Annotated in this window: 11 protein-coding genes and 1 pseudogene; 4 read left to right on the top strand and 8 right to left on the bottom strand. The window is 64.0% G+C overall.

Features of this window, described 5'->3' with window-relative positions:
• Nucleotides 1–46 precede the first annotated feature (46 nt).
• Both ACYVHT_RS12880 and ACYVHT_RS12885 read right to left on the bottom strand, forming a co-directional pair.
• Complete coding sequence (locus tag ACYVHT_RS12880; RefSeq protein ID WP_460552379.1) at nt 47–1,297, bottom strand: alpha-amylase domain-containing protein; 1,251 nt, start codon at nt 1,295–1,297, stop codon at nt 47–49.
• Nucleotides 1,277–2,557: pseudogene (locus ACYVHT_RS12885) on the bottom strand (alpha-amylase family glycosyl hydrolase); the annotation flags it as partial. The pseudogene ACYVHT_RS12885 and the gene ACYVHT_RS12880, both read right to left, overlap by 21 nt.
• Before the next feature lie 190 nt (nt 2,558–2,747).
• Between ACYVHT_RS12885 and ACYVHT_RS12890 the strand changes: the two are divergent.
• The 3 genes from ACYVHT_RS12890 (at nt 2,748) to ACYVHT_RS12900 (ending at nt 6,589) form a co-directional block, all read left to right on the top strand.
• On the top strand, nt 2,748–3,641 hold the full coding sequence (locus ACYVHT_RS12890; RefSeq protein WP_460552149.1) for a murein L,D-transpeptidase catalytic domain family protein: 894 nt from the start codon (nt 2,748–2,750) through the stop codon (nt 3,639–3,641).
• Between the two features lie 229 nt (nt 3,642–3,870).
• Nucleotides 3,871–4,635, top strand: a complete 765-nt coding sequence (locus tag ACYVHT_RS12895) for a murein L,D-transpeptidase catalytic domain family protein (RefSeq protein ID WP_460552152.1) — start codon at nt 3,871–3,873, stop codon at nt 4,633–4,635.
• 397 nt (nt 4,636–5,032) lie between these two features.
• Nucleotides 5,033–6,589, top strand: coding sequence for a hypothetical protein (locus tag ACYVHT_RS12900; protein ID WP_460552155.1), 1,557 nt, complete (start codon nt 5,033–5,035; stop codon nt 6,587–6,589).
• Between the two features lie 5 nt (nt 6,590–6,594).
• On the opposite strand, the gene ACYVHT_RS12905 is transcribed toward ACYVHT_RS12900, so the two are convergent.
• The 4 genes from ACYVHT_RS12905 to ACYVHT_RS12920 form a co-directional block, all read right to left on the bottom strand.
• Nucleotides 6,595–7,656: an Ldh family oxidoreductase gene (locus tag ACYVHT_RS12905; protein ID WP_460552158.1), complete on the bottom strand. Its 1,062-nt coding sequence runs from the start codon at nt 7,654–7,656 to the stop codon at nt 6,595–6,597.
• A gap of 163 nt (nt 7,657–7,819) precedes the next feature.
• Nucleotides 7,820–8,791 (bottom strand): transglutaminase family protein, encoded by a 972-nt coding sequence (locus ACYVHT_RS12910; RefSeq protein ID WP_460552161.1) that lies wholly within the window; start codon nt 8,789–8,791, stop codon nt 7,820–7,822.
• A gap of 113 nt (nt 8,792–8,904) precedes the next feature.
• The gene (locus tag ACYVHT_RS12915) at nt 8,905–9,840 is read right to left on the bottom strand and encodes an alpha-E domain-containing protein (RefSeq protein WP_460552164.1); all 936 of its coding nucleotides are present in this window, start codon (nt 9,838–9,840) and stop codon (nt 8,905–8,907) included.
• A 78-nt stretch (nt 9,841–9,918) separates the two neighbouring features.
• Entirely contained in the window at nt 9,919–11,373 is a 1,455-nt protein-coding gene (locus ACYVHT_RS12920) for a circularly permuted type 2 ATP-grasp protein (protein ID WP_460552167.1), read from the bottom strand.
• Nucleotides 11,374–11,672: 299 nt separating this feature from the next.
• Between ACYVHT_RS12920 and ACYVHT_RS12925 the strand changes: the two genes are divergently transcribed.
• Nucleotides 11,673–12,764: a zinc-binding metallopeptidase family protein gene (locus ACYVHT_RS12925; protein WP_460552170.1), complete on the top strand. Its 1,092-nt coding sequence runs from the start codon at nt 11,673–11,675 to the stop codon at nt 12,762–12,764.
• Nucleotides 12,765–12,843: 79 nt separating this feature from the next.
• Here ACYVHT_RS12925 and ACYVHT_RS12930 read toward each other — a convergent pair whose 3' ends face one another.
• Complete coding sequence (locus ACYVHT_RS12930; RefSeq protein WP_460552173.1) at nt 12,844–13,596, bottom strand: LytR/AlgR family response regulator transcription factor; 753 nt, start codon at nt 13,594–13,596, stop codon at nt 12,844–12,846.
• Nucleotides 13,597–13,735: 139 nt separating this feature from the next.
• Nucleotides 13,736–15,697 (bottom strand): ATP-binding protein, encoded by a 1,962-nt coding sequence (locus ACYVHT_RS12935; protein ID WP_460552176.1) that lies wholly within the window; start codon nt 15,695–15,697, stop codon nt 13,736–13,738.
• Nucleotides 15,698–16,056 lie beyond the last annotated feature (359 nt).

The following is a 16,056-nucleotide window of genomic DNA, read 5'->3' on the forward strand; positions in this document are numbered from 1 at the left end:
CTCTCTGGTTTTCCAGAGAGGCTTTTTTTGTTACGGGCGGAGGTGTTTACTGCACCGCCACCTTCTGGCTGACATGGAACTCCGGCACACTCAGCTGGTAGATGCCAGCCGCCAGGGCCTTCTTCACGCCCAGGCGCAGCTCGTTCGAGCCGTTGTAGAGGCGCACGGTTTCGGTGTGCACCAGGCGGCCCATCAGGTCGTGCAGCTGCACGGTAGCGGCCTGCTCGCGGTTGGCCTGAATGACGACGTCGATGCGGTCGGCAGCGGTGGGGTTGGGGTACACCGAGATTTCGGCGGCCGGTGCCTCATCCATTGCGGCCAGGGCGGTGCGGCGGCCGGTCATGGCGCCGGTTACCACGGTGGGGGCGGTGTAGGTCACCTTCACAAACGCGCCCTGCGCGGGGTTGGCAGTGCTGGCGTTTTTGGCTTTCAGCGTGTACCAGCCTTCCGAGGGCACGGTGTAGGTGCCGCTCAGGTTGCCGGTACCGGTCTGGCTGCTCACCACGGTGCCGGCGCTGTTGAGCACGGCCACCGTCAGGCTGCGCGTGGCATCGGTGGGGAAGAGCGAATAGGTCACGGTTTTATTAGCAGCCACGTAGATGCGGCCGGCCGTGCGGTAGGCCGTAGAGCCGGCGGGCAGCGCGCCGCCCTGCATCAGGCTGCGGCTGTCGGAGTCGCCGAGGTCGTTGGCCAGCTCCCATTCCTGGGTGGTGGCCAGGGCCGGGCGGGTGTAGCCGGTCACGGCATTCACGGGGGCCCACACCGAGTAGCCGCGCCGGCCGCCGGCCGCCGTGCCGTTGCAGGGCGGCGTGTTGATGGCCACGGTCTGCGAGGCGCTTACCGTGACGGTGGCCGTGCCGTTGGCGCCGGAATAGTCCTTCAGCACGGTGCCGGCCGGGAAATCGCAGCTCACTGTGTTGTTCTGCCAGGTACTGTAGTTGTCGTTGATGCCGATGATGGCCTTCGTGCTGCGCTCAATCACGAGGTGGTCGGCGGCCTGCCAGCGCACCTTGTAGGCCCCGTCCTTGAAATGCAGGTTCTGGTGGCACCACACCAGGTTCACGAGGTCGTCGCGGGTGGGCAGGTCGGTGGTGCTTTTGGGGCTGTGCACGTAGCGCTTGCTGGTGTTGCCCACGTTGAACACGTCCTCAAAAAACAGCATCGGCGAGCCATCCATGGCCAAAGCCGCCGCATACACGGCCGAGAGGCGCGGGTCGAACGGGTCGATGTGCGGGGCCAGCTCCGAGCCGGTGTTCCAGCCGGTGTAGTTGCCGTTGGCGTCGGTCTGGGGCCGCATCGTGTCGTGGTTGTTCACGAAGGGCACCGTGCGGTGCACGTAGGTGCCGTTGATGTTGAACACCCGCGCATTCTGCTGGTAGCCGGGCAGCGTGCCGATGTCGAAGCTGCCGCCCTGGCTCACAATATTATACAGGCCATTGCGCAGGTTAAAGTCGAACGTGCCCGAGCGGTTGTTCACGTTGCTCACCCAGCCGTCCATCTGGCCCGACGAGCCCACCCATTCGCCCACGGCGTACATGGTGGCCCCGCCGCTGGCCCAGCCGGCGTTGCTCTGCAGGTTATACAGGAAATCTTCGGCCGCGAAGTCCGGAAAGTGCTTCACCGCATCGAGGCGCACACCATCGAAGCCAACCTGTTTCTTGTACCAAATCAGCCAGTTGCGGTTGCCGGTACGCATGTAGTCGCTGGCCTGCGTGGGGTTGTAGGTGGCGTTGGAGCTTTGGCCGTAGGAGCCGGTGTAGTAGCTGATGTCGGGCCCGAAATAAGGCGCGTTCCAGTCACCGGACGTCGAGTTGTTGCCGGGGTTGGGGTTGAAGTTCTGCCAGTTTTTCGAAAAGCGGCCGCTGCGCGAGAGGTAGTCGGCGGCGCTTTCGTCGGTCACGGGCTTGCCGTAGCTCACGTAGCGGAAGTTCTTGTATTTGCTGGTCGTGTAGTCTTCCCAGGCGTTGGGGTCCTGCCCGCCCGCGCCGGTCGAGGAGCCGGCCCCGTCGTTGTGGTTCAGCACCACGTCCTGAATGACTTCGATGCCGTTGGCGTGCAGCACGGCCACGGCGCGCAGCAGCTCGTCCTTGGTGCCCATGCGGGTGGCCACGAAGCCTTTTTGCCACTTATCGCCCAGGTCGTAGTTGTCGAAGGGGGAGTAGCCGTTGCCCTGGTTGGCGTTTTTGATGGTCGGCGGAATCCAGATGGCGTCCACGCCCATGGTCTTGAGGCGCGGGGCCAGGTCGGCGAGGTAGTTAGCCCAGCCGTTGGGGTAGTTGTTGTTCCAGAAATCCCACCAGAAGCCCTGCATGACCACTTTTTGGGCCTGGGCCGACTGATTGCCGGCTCCCAGCAGCGCCATGGCCAGCGCCAGCGTAAACCGGAATCGTTTGCGGAACGGAAAATGAGGAGAAAAGTGCATCATGTGTGGGAATTGGGTTTTGTGAAGAAAGTGTGTAGTCCAGATACACAAGAGCAATTGCCTGCAAAAGCAAATTTTCTGATGATTTGGGCCACCAAAGTAGCATGCAGCCTTCACAAAGCCTGAATAAGCCATAATCTTATTTGTGCATTCGATTGCACTATTTAGATAATTGTGCTTTGCGAATATTTATTGTTACGGGTTGCTCATCTGTCAGCTGTTTGCGGAAATGACCGCCACGCTGGCCGGCGTAGCCCGTGCAGGTGTGTTTTGCCACGCAGGCTAAAAATCAAGGCAAATTCGGCCGCTGTCGTACTTTCAGGGCATGGTTAAGCTGACAGTACCGGGCGGGTGGCCCAAGTGGGCCGTGAAAAAGCAACAGGCGCTGAACCTCGTCGCGGCTGCTTCGCTGCTGGCTGGCTGCCAGCTTCGGGCCAGCGAGCCGGCCGCTCCCAAAGCGGCTTTTCTCGAAACTGCCGCCAACGCAGCTGCGCCGGACACGCCTGCCGAAAAGCGGGCCGCCGCCACGCCCATTCCCGATTCCCTGCGCCTCACGCCCGTGGCCGATGTGCCCGGCGTGCCCGATACCCTGCGCCAGGCCGTTCGGCAGCTGCACGCCGCCCTCGGCCCCGCCGCTGCCGAACTGCGCCCCGCAGTGCTGGAGCAGGCCTGCGTGGGCTACCTCACGCTGCACCCCACGGGCCGCATCGAGCGGGCCGGCCTGCTGGCCGTGGCCGACATGGACCTGCCCAACACCACCGAGCGCCTCTGGGTCATCGACCTGAAGGAAGCGAAAGTGCTGCACCGCAGCTACGTAGCCCACGGCGAGGGCTCGGGCCACCTGCGCGCCACCCGGTTTTCCAACGAGGAAAAGTCGGCCTGCACCTCGCTGGGATTCTACCGCACGGCCGGCACCTACGACGGCATTCACGGCTACTCGCGCCGCATTGAAGGTTTGGATAAAGGCCAGAATGCGAATGCGTTTGACCGCTACGTGGTGCTGCACGCCGCCGATTATGCCAGCCCGAAATACATTCAGCAACACGGCCACCTGGGCTACAGCCGGGGCTGTCCGGCGCTGCCACCCGAGCAGTTCAAGGACATCATTGCCACCATGCGGGTGGGCAGCATGATGTTGCTGAGCGGGCCCGGCGTTAAGTCGCGCTGGTTCGATGGGCCGGCCGCCGGGCGGCGCTTCGTGCAGCGCGGCTGGCGGTAGGAGCGGGGCCGAGCATAGCGGTCTGGAATTATTTAGCGTCGATACCTGTTTATTCTGTTGCCCTCTGAGGCGGAGTTCTCGTATAAGGTTCTGAACCAGCGGCTGTGAAGCAGCTGGTTTTTTAGCCCTCGCTAATAAATCCTTCGAAATCATGCACCAGACCAGCATAGTTCAGCGCAAACGAAAGTCCCTGCGTCGCCAGCGGTTGGCCCGCCGGGTGTTGCCCTTCTTGGCTTCTTTGTTTCTGGCCACGCCCATGGCCGGCACGGTCACCAGGTCGATGGCTGGCGGCACGCACAATGAGGTGCGGATGCCCAAGCTCGACTTTTCGCCCCAGGCCCGGTTCGACCAAACCCTGCGCAGCACCTACGCTGCCCTCGGCGCGGAGCAGGAAGGCCTGCGCTTCGAAACCTTCGCCAAAGCCATGACCGGCTACCTCAACCTGCGCCAGGCCGGCAAGCTGGCCGAAGACAAGCAGTTGCTGACGGTGGTAGATTTTGACCTGCCCAGTACCGATAAACGCCTCTGGGTGCTCGATTTGGCCAAGAATGAAATCCTGTTCCACACCCTCGTGGCCCACGGCCACAACTCGGGCGAGAACGAAGCCACCAACTTCTCCAACACCGACCAGAGCAACATGAGCAGCCTCGGTTTCTATGCCACGGGCAGCGAGTACGAGGGCAAGCACGGCCACTCGCTTAAGCTGCAGGGCCTGGACGAAGGCTTCAATACCAACGCGGAAGCGCGCTCGGTGGTGATGCACGGCGCCGACTACGTGAGCGAGGATTTCATCAGGCAAAACGGCCGCCTGGGCCGCAGCCTCGGCTGCCCGGCATTGCCGATGGACCAGTATTCGCAGATTATTGATGCGGTGAATGGCGGCACCTGCCTGTTCCTGAACAAGTCGGACGCGGGGTACTCGTCGCGCTACCTGAACCAGGACGTGGCCATTGCCGCGCTGGTGCCGGCGGTAAACGTCAGCCAGCACTCGTAGCTCACGGATTTAGAATAAATTAGCACGGCGCGGCCGGGCTGCTCAATAAAGGGCAGTTCGGCCGCGTTGCTGCGTTATGAAACACCGCTACATCTGGGTTTTTTCGGGCCTGCTTATGCTGCAGCTGGCCGCGTGCTCGACCGACCATTCGGCCGAAACCAACGCCGATAACCGCCCGCTGGCCCCTCCGCCCGCGGTGGCCGACTCGCTGCCTGACCCGCCGGCCTCAACGGGGTTTGGCACGGCATCCGGCCCGGAAAACGCCGGGACTGGAACAGCACTCCAGCCACGTCCGGCACTTCCCGGGCCGGGCAGCAGGCAACGCGCCGCAAGCGGTAGTACGAGTACGCCAGCCATTTATCGACCCAAGCGGAACGCCCGCACGGTGAAGCCGGCAATGACGCCACCCACTACGCTGGCCGATGCGGCGGCGCCGGATGTTGACGCCGCCGCTGCCGAAGCTGCTGCTCCGCCCGATGGGCTGAATGCTTTCCTTGCCTCGGGGCTGCCCGCTACGCAGGAATTTGTGGTGCGGCCCGGGCGCGACACGCTCCTGGTTGGCCGGCAGGGAACCCAACTGTTTGTGCCCGCCGATGCCTGGAATGTGCCGCTGGCGAGTGGGCCGGTGCATGTGCAGCTGCGGGAGTTTTATTCGACCCCCGATATCATCCTGGCCGGGCTGGGCACCACGGCCGGCAGTGAGCTGCTCGAAACCGGCGGCATGCTGAACCTGACGGCTGCCAGCGAAACCGGCCAGCCGGTGACGCTGCGCCCTGGGGCGCAGGTGACGTTGCGAATGCCCACCAGGCAGATGAAGCCCGGGATGCAGCTGTTTCAGGGCGATGCAACGGATGCCCATATCGACTGGCACCTCGATAGCTCGGCCACCCGCACATTCAGCTTCGACCTGAATACCTTCGACCTGCGGCGCGGGCGGCACAAGAAGCGCGTGCATCATAAGACGTTGCGAGACGAATGGCCGGAGTATCTGACCAGCGAGCACCGGCAGGTCCGGGAGCTGCTCAAGGCTTCGACCTATTCAGCCACCGCCGTTTCCAGGCTGCGCCGGGCGCGAAGGCTGTCGGCACAGGAGCGGGCCGCCGTGAGCGCCTACAATTATTTTGCTGGCCACGAGCAAGCGGGTAAGCTGGAAAAAATCCGTCGCTTAGCCGAAGTCGAATTCACCGTCGATACCACCGGGGCCACTACCAACGTGAAGCTGCGCACCGGCTACGATGCAGAGCTGGCGGCCCCCATTCTGGCCCAGATGCAGACGTGGCAGGGCTGGCGGCCTGCCCAGCTGGCGCGCTCCTCCAGAACCAATTACGGGCTGCAGTACCAGCAGCTCAAACGCAAGGAGCCGGCCGTGGGCGTGGTGAGAACGATGATGACGCTATCCGGAAAAATACTGGTCACGCCGCCGTCCTGGGACGTGCCCGCCACCCGTGCGAAGCAGGACCTGCGCGCGGGCCTCGAAAGGCAGGCTTCGTACCAGGCGCGGGTCAATGCGGCAAAGGCCCAGAACGACAGCATCCTCCGGCACGGAGGGCAGCTGCCGCTCACCAATGCCGCCATGCCCACCGAAGCCGACTTGTTTTATGAGCTGAGCAGCTCCGGGCTGGGCTGGATAAACTGCGACCGGTTCTTGAGGTACCCGCAGCCGCTGTTCACGTACGAGTTGAATGCGGGGGCCTTCTGCAACCATGCGATGCTGGTATTCCGTGACAGCCGGACGATAATGAATGGCGTCCCCGTGACCGGCACGGCACGAATGGTTTTTGGCAAGGTCCCCACTGGCATAGAAGCCACGATTGTGGCCGTGCGCTGGCAGCAGGGGCAGGCGTATCTGGCCATACAGCCCACCACGCTCGTGGCCCGGCCTACCCCACCGGCTCTGGAATATCGACCAGTCAATATCCTGGAGCTGCAGACGGCCCTGGCAAACCTGAACTAGCTTAGCTACAGCTTTACCCCAAATTTCGCGCCCACGCCTTCCAGGTCCTGCACCACCGCCTCCAGCAGCGGAATGCCTTCCAGCAGGCGGTGAGCGGCTATCTCGCGCTCCGGGTCGCCGGGGATGAGGACTTTTTTGCCCTCCACGGCCTGGGCGTTGCGGAAAGTCGAAATCCAGTTGTCCATGTGGGCTTTGAACTCGTCGGCCGGCCGGAACGCATCCACGCGCATGGCCCCGAAAAAGTGGCCGAGGCCCTGGCCCACCGGGTTGGCCGAGGGTTGCAGGAAGGCCACGAATGGCGGCACCCACGGCCCATAATTCGCCCCAGAAAGCACGGCCGAGAAAATATCAACCACCGCGCCCAGGCCGTAGCCCTTGTGCGAGCCGGTGGCTCCGCCCAGCGGCAGCAGCGCGCCGCCGTTTCTCACCGCGTTGGCATCGGTGCTGGGTTGGCCGTCGGCGGTCTGGGCCCAGCCTTCGGGCAGGGGCGTGCCCTTGCGCTGGGCAATTTCGAGCTTGCCGTTGGCGGCGGTGGTGGTGGCCATATCGAGCACGAAATCGGGCTGCTCGCCGGCGGGCACGGCCACGGCAATGGGGTTGGTGCCGAGCAGTCTATCCAGCGAGTAGGTGGGGGCCACCAGCGGCGAGGCGTTGGTCATGGCCACGCCAATCATGTCGTGCGCTAGCGGCAGCATGGCGTGGTAGCCGGCAATGCCGAAGTGGTTGGAGTTCTTCACCGATACCCAGCCGGTGCCCACCTGCTGCGCCTTTTCGATGGCCACGCGCATGGCCCTGGGGCCCACCACGAGGCCAAGGCCGCCGTCGCCGTCCACCACGGCGGTGCTGGGCGTTTCATAGGTGATGCCCACGCGGGGCGTGGCGTTGATGCGGCCGGCCTCCCACAGCCGCACGTAGCCCACCAGGCGGGCCACGCCGTGTGAGTCCACCCCGCGCAAATCGGCGGAAAGCAGGGTTTCGGTGGCGAGGGTGGCATCGGCCTCAGGGCAGCCGATGCTGCGGAAAACGGCTTCGGTGAAGGTGAAAAGCTGGGCGTAGGAGAAAGTCATGGGCATAATTTCGGAAAGCCCAAACTTACGGCGGGAGCGACGGAACCTCACCCCCGGCCCCTCTCCTGCGGAGAGGGGAGCCACGGTGGCGCCACCGTCTGCAAAGTCGTCAGGCTCCCCTCTCCGCGGGAGAGGGGCCGGGGGTGAGGTCCCCCGTGTCAGGTCACTGCTGTTGCTGTTGCTGCTGAGCCCAGGTTACGTACTTACGGTAGGAGTTTACCGGGGCTACCGGTTCCTGTGCCTCGCGCACGTAAACCGGTGCCTCATAGCCGGATTCGGCTTTCTTCGGCTTGCCGTTTTCGATGTTTACCATCACGGTAAGGGTGTGGGCGCCGGTGCCTTTGTAGGTGCCTTTGATGGGCGTGCAGTCGGTGAAATTGCGGCCGATGGCCATGCGAACGTGCCCGTCGCTCACGATGGTGTTGTTGGTGGGGTCGAGGCCCAGCCAGCCGTAGAACGGGATGTAGGCCTCCACCCAGGCGTGGGTGGCGCCGGCCCCGCGCACTCCTTCCTCCTTGGGGCACACGTAGCCGCTCACGTAGCGCGCCGGAATGCCATACAGGCGCAGCATGAACAGCAGCAGGTGCGCAAAATCCTGGCAAACGCCGGCTTTCAGCTTCCAGATTTCCTCGGTGGGCGTTTCCACGCTGGTCACGCCCTGCTCGTAGGCCAGGTTGGCATTCACGTATTCGGAGAGGACCAGCGCGTTTTTCAAGGGCTTGTCGCGGCCGTTCACCACGTCTTGCAGCGCGGTCCGGATTTCTTCGTGCAGCGGCGAGGTGTGCGGGTCCAGAAAATCCATAAAGGCCACGTCGGAGCGGATATCGGCCAGGTGCTGCCACTGCTGCTCGGCGGGCTCTTCGTCCATCGGAAACTGAATGGGCGTGGTCACCACGTCCAGGTTCGATTCAATTACCAGCTCCGAATGCGGCTTGATGACCGTGAACACGCCCACCTGATTGCCGAAATAATCGGTAAAAAACGCGATTTCGGGGTTGGCCGAAATATTCACCACCTGGCTTTTGACTTCCAGCCGGTCGTCTTCCAGCGGGTAAATCATGAGCTGGTTGGCGCAGTCGATGACCGGGGCCGCGTAGGCGTAGCGCGTGAGGTGCTTGATTTTATAGGAAGGCATTTTTCTAATGATTAACGGTTAGTGGTCAACGGTTAATTGATTTTGCCTGGTAGTGCAGGAGAAATGGCGGCACTCATTAACCGCTAACCATTAATCATTAACCACTAAAAAACTCAGCTATTGCCGAAATAATACGTGTTGAGCGCCGCCGCAATGTCGAACAGCTCGCCTCGCGTTTGTTGTAGAAACCGTGCCAGCGCCGGGGCATCGTCGGCTTTGAGGGTGCTGTAGGTGGCGGTGTTCCGGGCCTTGCCGATGAGGAAATGCAGGTGGTCGTAGCTCTCGGGCAGGCTGCGGTCGCGCAGGCGCTCGCAGTAGCGCTGCAGCTGGCCCAGGCTGTAGGCCAGCGAGTGCGGGAAGTCCTCGTCGTACACCAGCATTTCGAGCACGTTTTCCGGTGTGATGACGCCCTTGTACGTCTTGGTACACAGCTCGTAGCCAAACAGCGCGTACAGCAGGTAGCGCAGGCCGGCCGCCGACTGGTGCGCCTCGGTGGCCGGGGAAAACGCCTCGCGCTTCAGGCGCATGATGTCGGCCGTTTGCAGGGCGCGCTCCAGGTACTTGCCCATGCTGAGGAACACGTAGCCTTCGTCGCGGGGCATGGTGTGCTGCACGGTGCCGGCAATGAGCAGGCCGTGTTTCAGCAGAAAATCAATGCCCGAAACCGGGTCTTCGACCTGCACCTGCCGGGCCACCTCGTCCTGCCGGATGGCGTGGTAGTAGTCGTTCAGGCCCAGCCACACTTCCTTGGTGATGTGGTCCTGCACGGCGCGGGCGTTTTCGCGGCTCTGCACAATGTTGTTGTACACCGAAACGGCATTTTCGCGGTCAAAAATCAGGTGGTGCAGCACCTGGGCCGTATCGGCGGCGGTGGCGGTGGTTTCTTCCTCGGTGAGGTCGCCGTAGGTGTACAGCAGCGGCTTCCAGCCCTCAAACGCCTGCTCGTCCTGCGAGGCGATGTAGTTGATGCGCAGCACCTGGAGCATGGCCTGGCTGCGCTCCAGGTAGCGGGCCAGCCAGTAAATTGTATCGGCAACGCGACTAAGCATGTACTTAATGAAGAATGAAGAATGAGGAATGAAGAATTGTCGAATGGGAATTCTTCATTCCTCATTCTTCATTCTTCATTAATTTCCCGGTCCCAGCACCCAGGTATCCTTGCTGCCGCCGCCTTGGGAGGAGTTCACCACCAGCGAGCCTTCGCGCAGGGCCACGCGGGTGAGGCCGCCGGGCACGATGTCGATGCCCGAGGGGCCGTAGAGGGCGAAGGGGCGCAGGTCGATGCGGCGCGGCTGGAGCACGCCGTCGATGTAGCAGGGCGCGGAGGAGAGGTTGATGATGGGCTGGGCGATGAAGCTGCGCGGGTCCTGGCTGATGGCGGTGCGGAAATCGGCCATCTGCTCCTCGGTGGCAGCGTTGCCGATGAGCATGCCGTAGCCGCCCGACTCGTTGGTTTTCTTAATCACCATGCGCTCCATGTTGTCGAACACGTGCTGACGCTTGTCGGGGTCGTCGAGGCGGTGGGTGGGCACGTTTTTCAGAATCGGCTCCTCGTTGAGGTAGTAGCGAATCATGTCGGGCACGTAGCAATACACGGCTTTGTCGTCGGCCACGCCGTTGCCCATGGCATTCACAATGGCCACGTTGCCTTTGCGGTAGGCCCAGTAGAGGCCCGACACGCCCAGCGCGCTATCGGGCCGGAACACCAGCGGGTCGATGTACTCGTCGTCGACGCGGCGGTAGATGACGTCGACGCGCTCCAGGCCGCGCGTGGTTTTCATGTACACAAAGTGGTTGTGCACGATGAGGTCGCGGCTTTCGACCAGCCGGATGCCCATGAGGCGGGCCAGGGCGCTGTGCTCGAAATAGGCCGAGTTGTAGATGCCCGGCGAGAGCAGCACCACCGTGGCCTCGCTGGCCTGCCGGCTGCCCAACGCCAGCAGGTTGCGGAACAGCAAATCGGGGTAGTCCTTCACCGGCAGCACGTTGCTTTTGGGCAGCAGGTCGGGGAAAATGCGGTAGGTGATGCTGCGGTTTTCGAGCATGTACGACACGCCGGAGGGCGTGCGCAGGTTGTCTTCGAGCACGTACAGCTCGCCGTCGTGGTCGCGAATGAGGTCGACGCCCGCGATGTGCGTGTAGATGTCGTGCGGCACGTCCACGTTCACCATCTCGCGCAAAAACTGCGGGCACGAGTACACCAGCGGCGCCGGCATGATGCCGTCTTTCAGAATAAACTGCTGGTGGTAAATGTCCTTCAGGAAGATGTTCAGCGCCTTCAGCCGCTGCTTGATGCCGGCCTCGATGCGCACCCACTCGGCGTGGTTGATGATGCGCGGGATGATGTCGAACGGAAAAATCTTCTCGATGCCCTCGCCGCTGCTGTACACCGTGAAGGTCACGCCCTGGCTCAGGAAGAGCTTTTTGGCCAGCTCGGCCTTGCGCGTCATTTCGGTGCCGGCCAGGTTTTCGATGGCCGTCACGAAGTGGCGGTACTCGGGGCGGGTGCCTTCGGCCCGAAACATTTCGTCCCACACATTGGCCAGTTCCGGGTAAGAGTTGAGGAGGGCGTTTTCCGGCATGGGCGACGAAACAGTTGAGGTGCGGACGACGACCAGCCGACGCCCGCAGATAAAACAGGTTCCCCTTCGAAATTTAAGGGGGTACTATGCAATTCGACCGTAATAACCCACGCAAATGCCGAAAAACAATAGGGGGGTAAGCCGAAAAAGAAGGAAAATATCAAAATAGAGTCGAAAACGAATGACCGGCCGCCATGTCATGCCAGCGACGGAACCCATCAGATGCAGCCCTTTTCGACAAGGGCCGTACACCGGTTCTCTGCCTTCGAACCTGATTCCCAAAGCCCGACCCAATCCAGATGAAGCTTTTCAAGTGCACGCACTGCGGGCAGCTGCTTTTCTTCGAAAACAGCCGGTGCGAGCGGTGCGAATTTCCCCTGGGCTTCGAAACCGCACAGCGCGAGCTGCGCACGCTCGTCACCCGGTCAGACGGTCGTTTTGAGCTCTACGGGGTGCCCGCCACGCCTCCGCCGGCCACCTACGCCTACTGCCAGAACCACTTCGATGCCTGCTGCAACTGGCTGGTGCCTACCGGCAGCCCCACGCCCTTTTGCGTAGCCTGCAACCTTAATCGCACCATCCCTGACCTGAGCAACCCCGACTACCGCCTGCGCTGGCAGCGCCTCGAAACGGCCAAGCGCCGCCTCGTGTATAGCCTGCTGCGCCTGGGCCTGCCCGTGGTGAGCAAAGCCACCGACCCTGAGCACGGCCTGGCCTTCAACTTCCTGGCCGACCCCAACCCCGAAGCGGGAGAAAAGGTGATGACCGGCCACGACAACGGCCTCATCACCATCAACATCGCCGAAGCCGACGACATCGAGCGCGAGATGGCCCGCAAGGCCATGGCCGAAACCTACCGCACCCTGCTCGGACATTTCCGCCACGAGGTGGGCCACTACTACTGGGACCGACTGATTGCCAACTCCCCGCAGTTGGACGACTACCGCCAGCTGTTCGGCGATGAGCGCCGGGACTACGCCGAGGCCCTGCAGCAGCACTACGCCCGCGGCCCGCGCCCCGACTGGCCGCAGCACTACATCAGCGCCTACGCCGGCAGCCACCCGTGGGAGGACTGGGCCGAAACCTGGGCTCACTACCTGCACATCCTCGACACGCTGCAAACCGCCCACGCCTTCGGGCTGGACATGAACCCCATCGGGGCCGAGGACAGCCAGTCGCTGCGCGTGGCCATCACCGAAGACCCCTACGAAGTGGTTGATTTCGAGCGCATCATGGCGCAGTGGCTGCCGTTGACATTTGCCATGAACAGCCTGAACCGCAGCATGGGCCAGCCCGATTCCTACCCCTTCATCATCCGGCCCGAGGTGGCGCAGAAGCTGGCCTTTATTCACCGGGTGTGCCAGCCGGTAGCCGCCCGTGCGCTACCATAACACGGCCACTGAAACCCCGCAGGGTGAGGAACCGCACGAAAACCGTTTTGCTGCGGCCGTGGGCGATGCCGGCCCGGCGCTAATCCAGCTTGTGCAGCCGGCGCAGCAGCTCGTGGTGGTAGGTCTGGCTAACCGGGAGCACCTGGTCGCCGACCTGGGCTAGGTTGCGAACCGGGTCGAAGCGTTGCAGGTAATCGAGGTTGATGTAGTAGCTGCGTTGAATCTGCACGAAATGGTCGGGCGGCAGATGACGAATCACCTCGCGCAGCGGCATTCGCACCACCACCACCCGCCCGGCCAACACCAGCCGGCACACCTTATTGTCGGCCTCAATGCGCTGAATCTCGCTGATGCGGATTTTCTCCAGCATCCCGTTCTCCTTGATAAACAGCGTTTCCGGATGCTTCGCTAATGGCTGAGGGACTGCGGCCGCCGGCGCACTGGCCGCCGGCGCCGTGGAGCTGTCGATGGCCAGGGCCAGGGCCCGTTTCAGGGCATCGAACGCCACGGGCTTGATGAGGTAGGCGGCCGGGCCCAGCGGCCGGGCGCGGTCAAAAGCCGCGTCGTCGGCCCGCGAGGTCAGGAAAATCAGCGGTACGGGCCGCAGGGCCTGCAGCTGCCCCGCCAGCTCAATGCCATCAATCGGGCCGCGCAGATGTACGTCGAGCAGCACCAGGTCAACGGCTTCGGTGCGGAATAGCGAGAGCGCCGTGCGCGCGTCCGTGGCCGGGCCGATGAACTCGCAGCCCAGGTCCTGCAGGTATGCTTCGAGCTGGTCGGCATAAATCGGCTCGTCTTCCACCACCAGCACGCGAATAGCTAAATCGGCCATAAGGTTCTCAGGTATTGGCAACCGCCAAAACACCGCCGAAAGTACGGAAATTGGCCGTAGGGGTAGGGCTTACCCCCGCCCGGTCATTGAACGAAACCGCCCGCCCGGTGCGACCAACGGGCAGGGACAGGCCCTGCCCCTACACTGCCTCACCCGCCAAATGCGGAACTTCCGAACCAGCCGCCACGCCCACGGCCGCGGGCAGCGTGAGCGTTACTGTTGTGCCCTGTCCTGGCTCGCTGCGCAGGCCCAGCTGCCCGCGCTGGGCACGGGCAAACGACTGGCTCAGCCGCCAGCCCAGGCCCGTGGGGCTGCGCCGGCCAGCCGGATAGCCAATGGGGGCCTCGGTCAACAGGCGCTGCACCTGTTCCGCATCCATGCCCAGGCCGGTGTCGCACACGGCCAGGGTGAGGGTGCCGGGCCCTCCCGGGCCGGCCGTGAGGGTGATGGTGCCGCCGGGCGGCGTGGCCCGCAGCGCATTGCTGAGCAGGTTGCGCAGGATGGTGTGGGTCATGTTGCGGTCGGCGAGGAGCACACCGGTGGCGGCCGGGGCCACCGTAAGCTGTACGCCAGCGGCCTCGGCGCTGGGCTGGTAGAGCTCGGCGGCTTCGGCCAGCAGGGTGGCCACGGCCAGGGGCTCGGGCTGGGGGGTGAGCTCGCCGCGCTGGGTGAGGGCCCAGCTCAGCAGGTTGTCGAGCAGGCCGCGCAGGCCCTCGGCGGCTTGGCGCATGCGCTCGCCCAGGCCCAGCAGGCGGGCCGTGTCGTGCCGCTCCACGTAGCGTTTCAGCAGGTCGGCCAGGGCTGTGAAGGCCACCACGGGGCTGCGCAAATCGTGGGCGATGAGGGCGTAGAGGCGGTCCTGCTCGCTGCGGGTGGCCTGCAGCTCGGCGTTTTGGTGCGCCAGCAGCGCCCGGCTCAGGCGCAGGCGCCAGGCCAGCAGGCCCGCAATGCCCAGGCCCCCCGCCACGGCCAGCAGCAGGCCGCCCAGCAGCCACAGGTACTGCCGCTGCTTGGCGGCCTGCTGCTGCTGGAGCTGCGTGCGGTGCGTGAGCTCGCGCACCCGGCTTTGCTGCCGCTCGGTATCGAACTGCACGCGCAGGCGCGTCAGGGTCTGGCGCCGTTCGGCCGACTGCAGGCTGTCGAGCAGGGCCTGGCCGGTGCGGGCCAGGCGGTAGGCGGCCAGGCCCTGCCCGGTTTCGGCCAGGGCGGCGGCCAGCAGCTGGTTGCCCTGGGCTTCGAGGCCGGTGGCTTTGAGCTGGCGGGCCCAGGTGACGGCGGGGCGCAGCAGGGCCTCGGCCTCGGGGGCGCGGTGCCGGGCCAGCAGCACTTCGGCCAGGCTCAGGCGGGTTTCGGTCTGGCCAAACCGGTCGCCGAATTGCTGATAAAGGCGCAGCGACTTCTGGAAGCAGGACTGGGCCGAGTCATACTGCTGATGCAGGGCGTGGACCCGGCCCATGTCGCCGAAGCAGGAAGCCAGGTTGGCATCGGGCGGCAGCCGTCGGAACGTAGTCAGGCTCTGCCGGGTGTAGAAGGTGCAGAGGCGGTCGATGGAGTCGGGGGCGGGCTGGCCCGATTTCAGCCAGCCGTAGTACAGCGAAGCCAGGCTGTACTGGCTCAGGCCCTGGTCGATGAGTGCAACGGGGCGGTGGCGCTGCAGGCGGGACAGGGCCAGGCGGAAATACTTCTCCCCCTCGGCAAAGTCTTCCTGCTGAATGGCCACCCGGCCCAGCCCCAGCAGGGCCAGCATGAGCTGCCGGTCGGCCCGGGGCACGGTTTCGGCCCGGCGCACGGCCTGCTGGTAGTAGCGAATGGCGGCCAGCTCGTCGTGCTGCAGCACGGCGGCCCGCGCCAGGGCATTGAGCAGGTACACTTCGCCCAGCCCGAAGCGCAGCTGCCGGGCCAGCGTCAGGCCCTGCTGTCCGTAGGCGAGGGCCTGGGCCACGTTGCGCGTGCTGGTCTGCCAGCACAGGTGGTTGAGCAGCAGCACGCGGTTGGTATCGGCGGGCGTGGCGGCCAGGCGCTGCCGCAGGCTGTCGATGGACGCCTGCGCCCTGGCTCCGAAGGGCAGCAGCAGAAAGAGTAAGTGGAGACGCAGACGCACGAGCACGGTGAAACAGGCGGGATTATCCAAGATACGGCGGCCCGGCCGAAAACCCCAAAGCTGCCTGGCCAGCCCGCACCGGGCCGCGCCGCACCCCCTGCTGTAATCGACTCCCACTGTCAATCGCCGGACTCGCGCCCGAAATCGCCGGACTCGCGCCCGCGGGCTTTGGGCGGCATGGCGGCCAGGCTACCTTGGGTGGCGAGTATTTCCTGATGCTCGGTGCCGACAGGCAGCGCCGCTTCAGAAAATGCCGGGCTCGTAGCGCCCGCTCTGCAGGCATCCGGGCCGCGGCCCCGCGCCGGGGCCTTGTGCTTCATTTTTCATTTCCACCCTCACTTACTGCTTTCTATTTCTGG

It is taken from the genome of Hymenobacter daeguensis, from assembly GCF_054780555.1.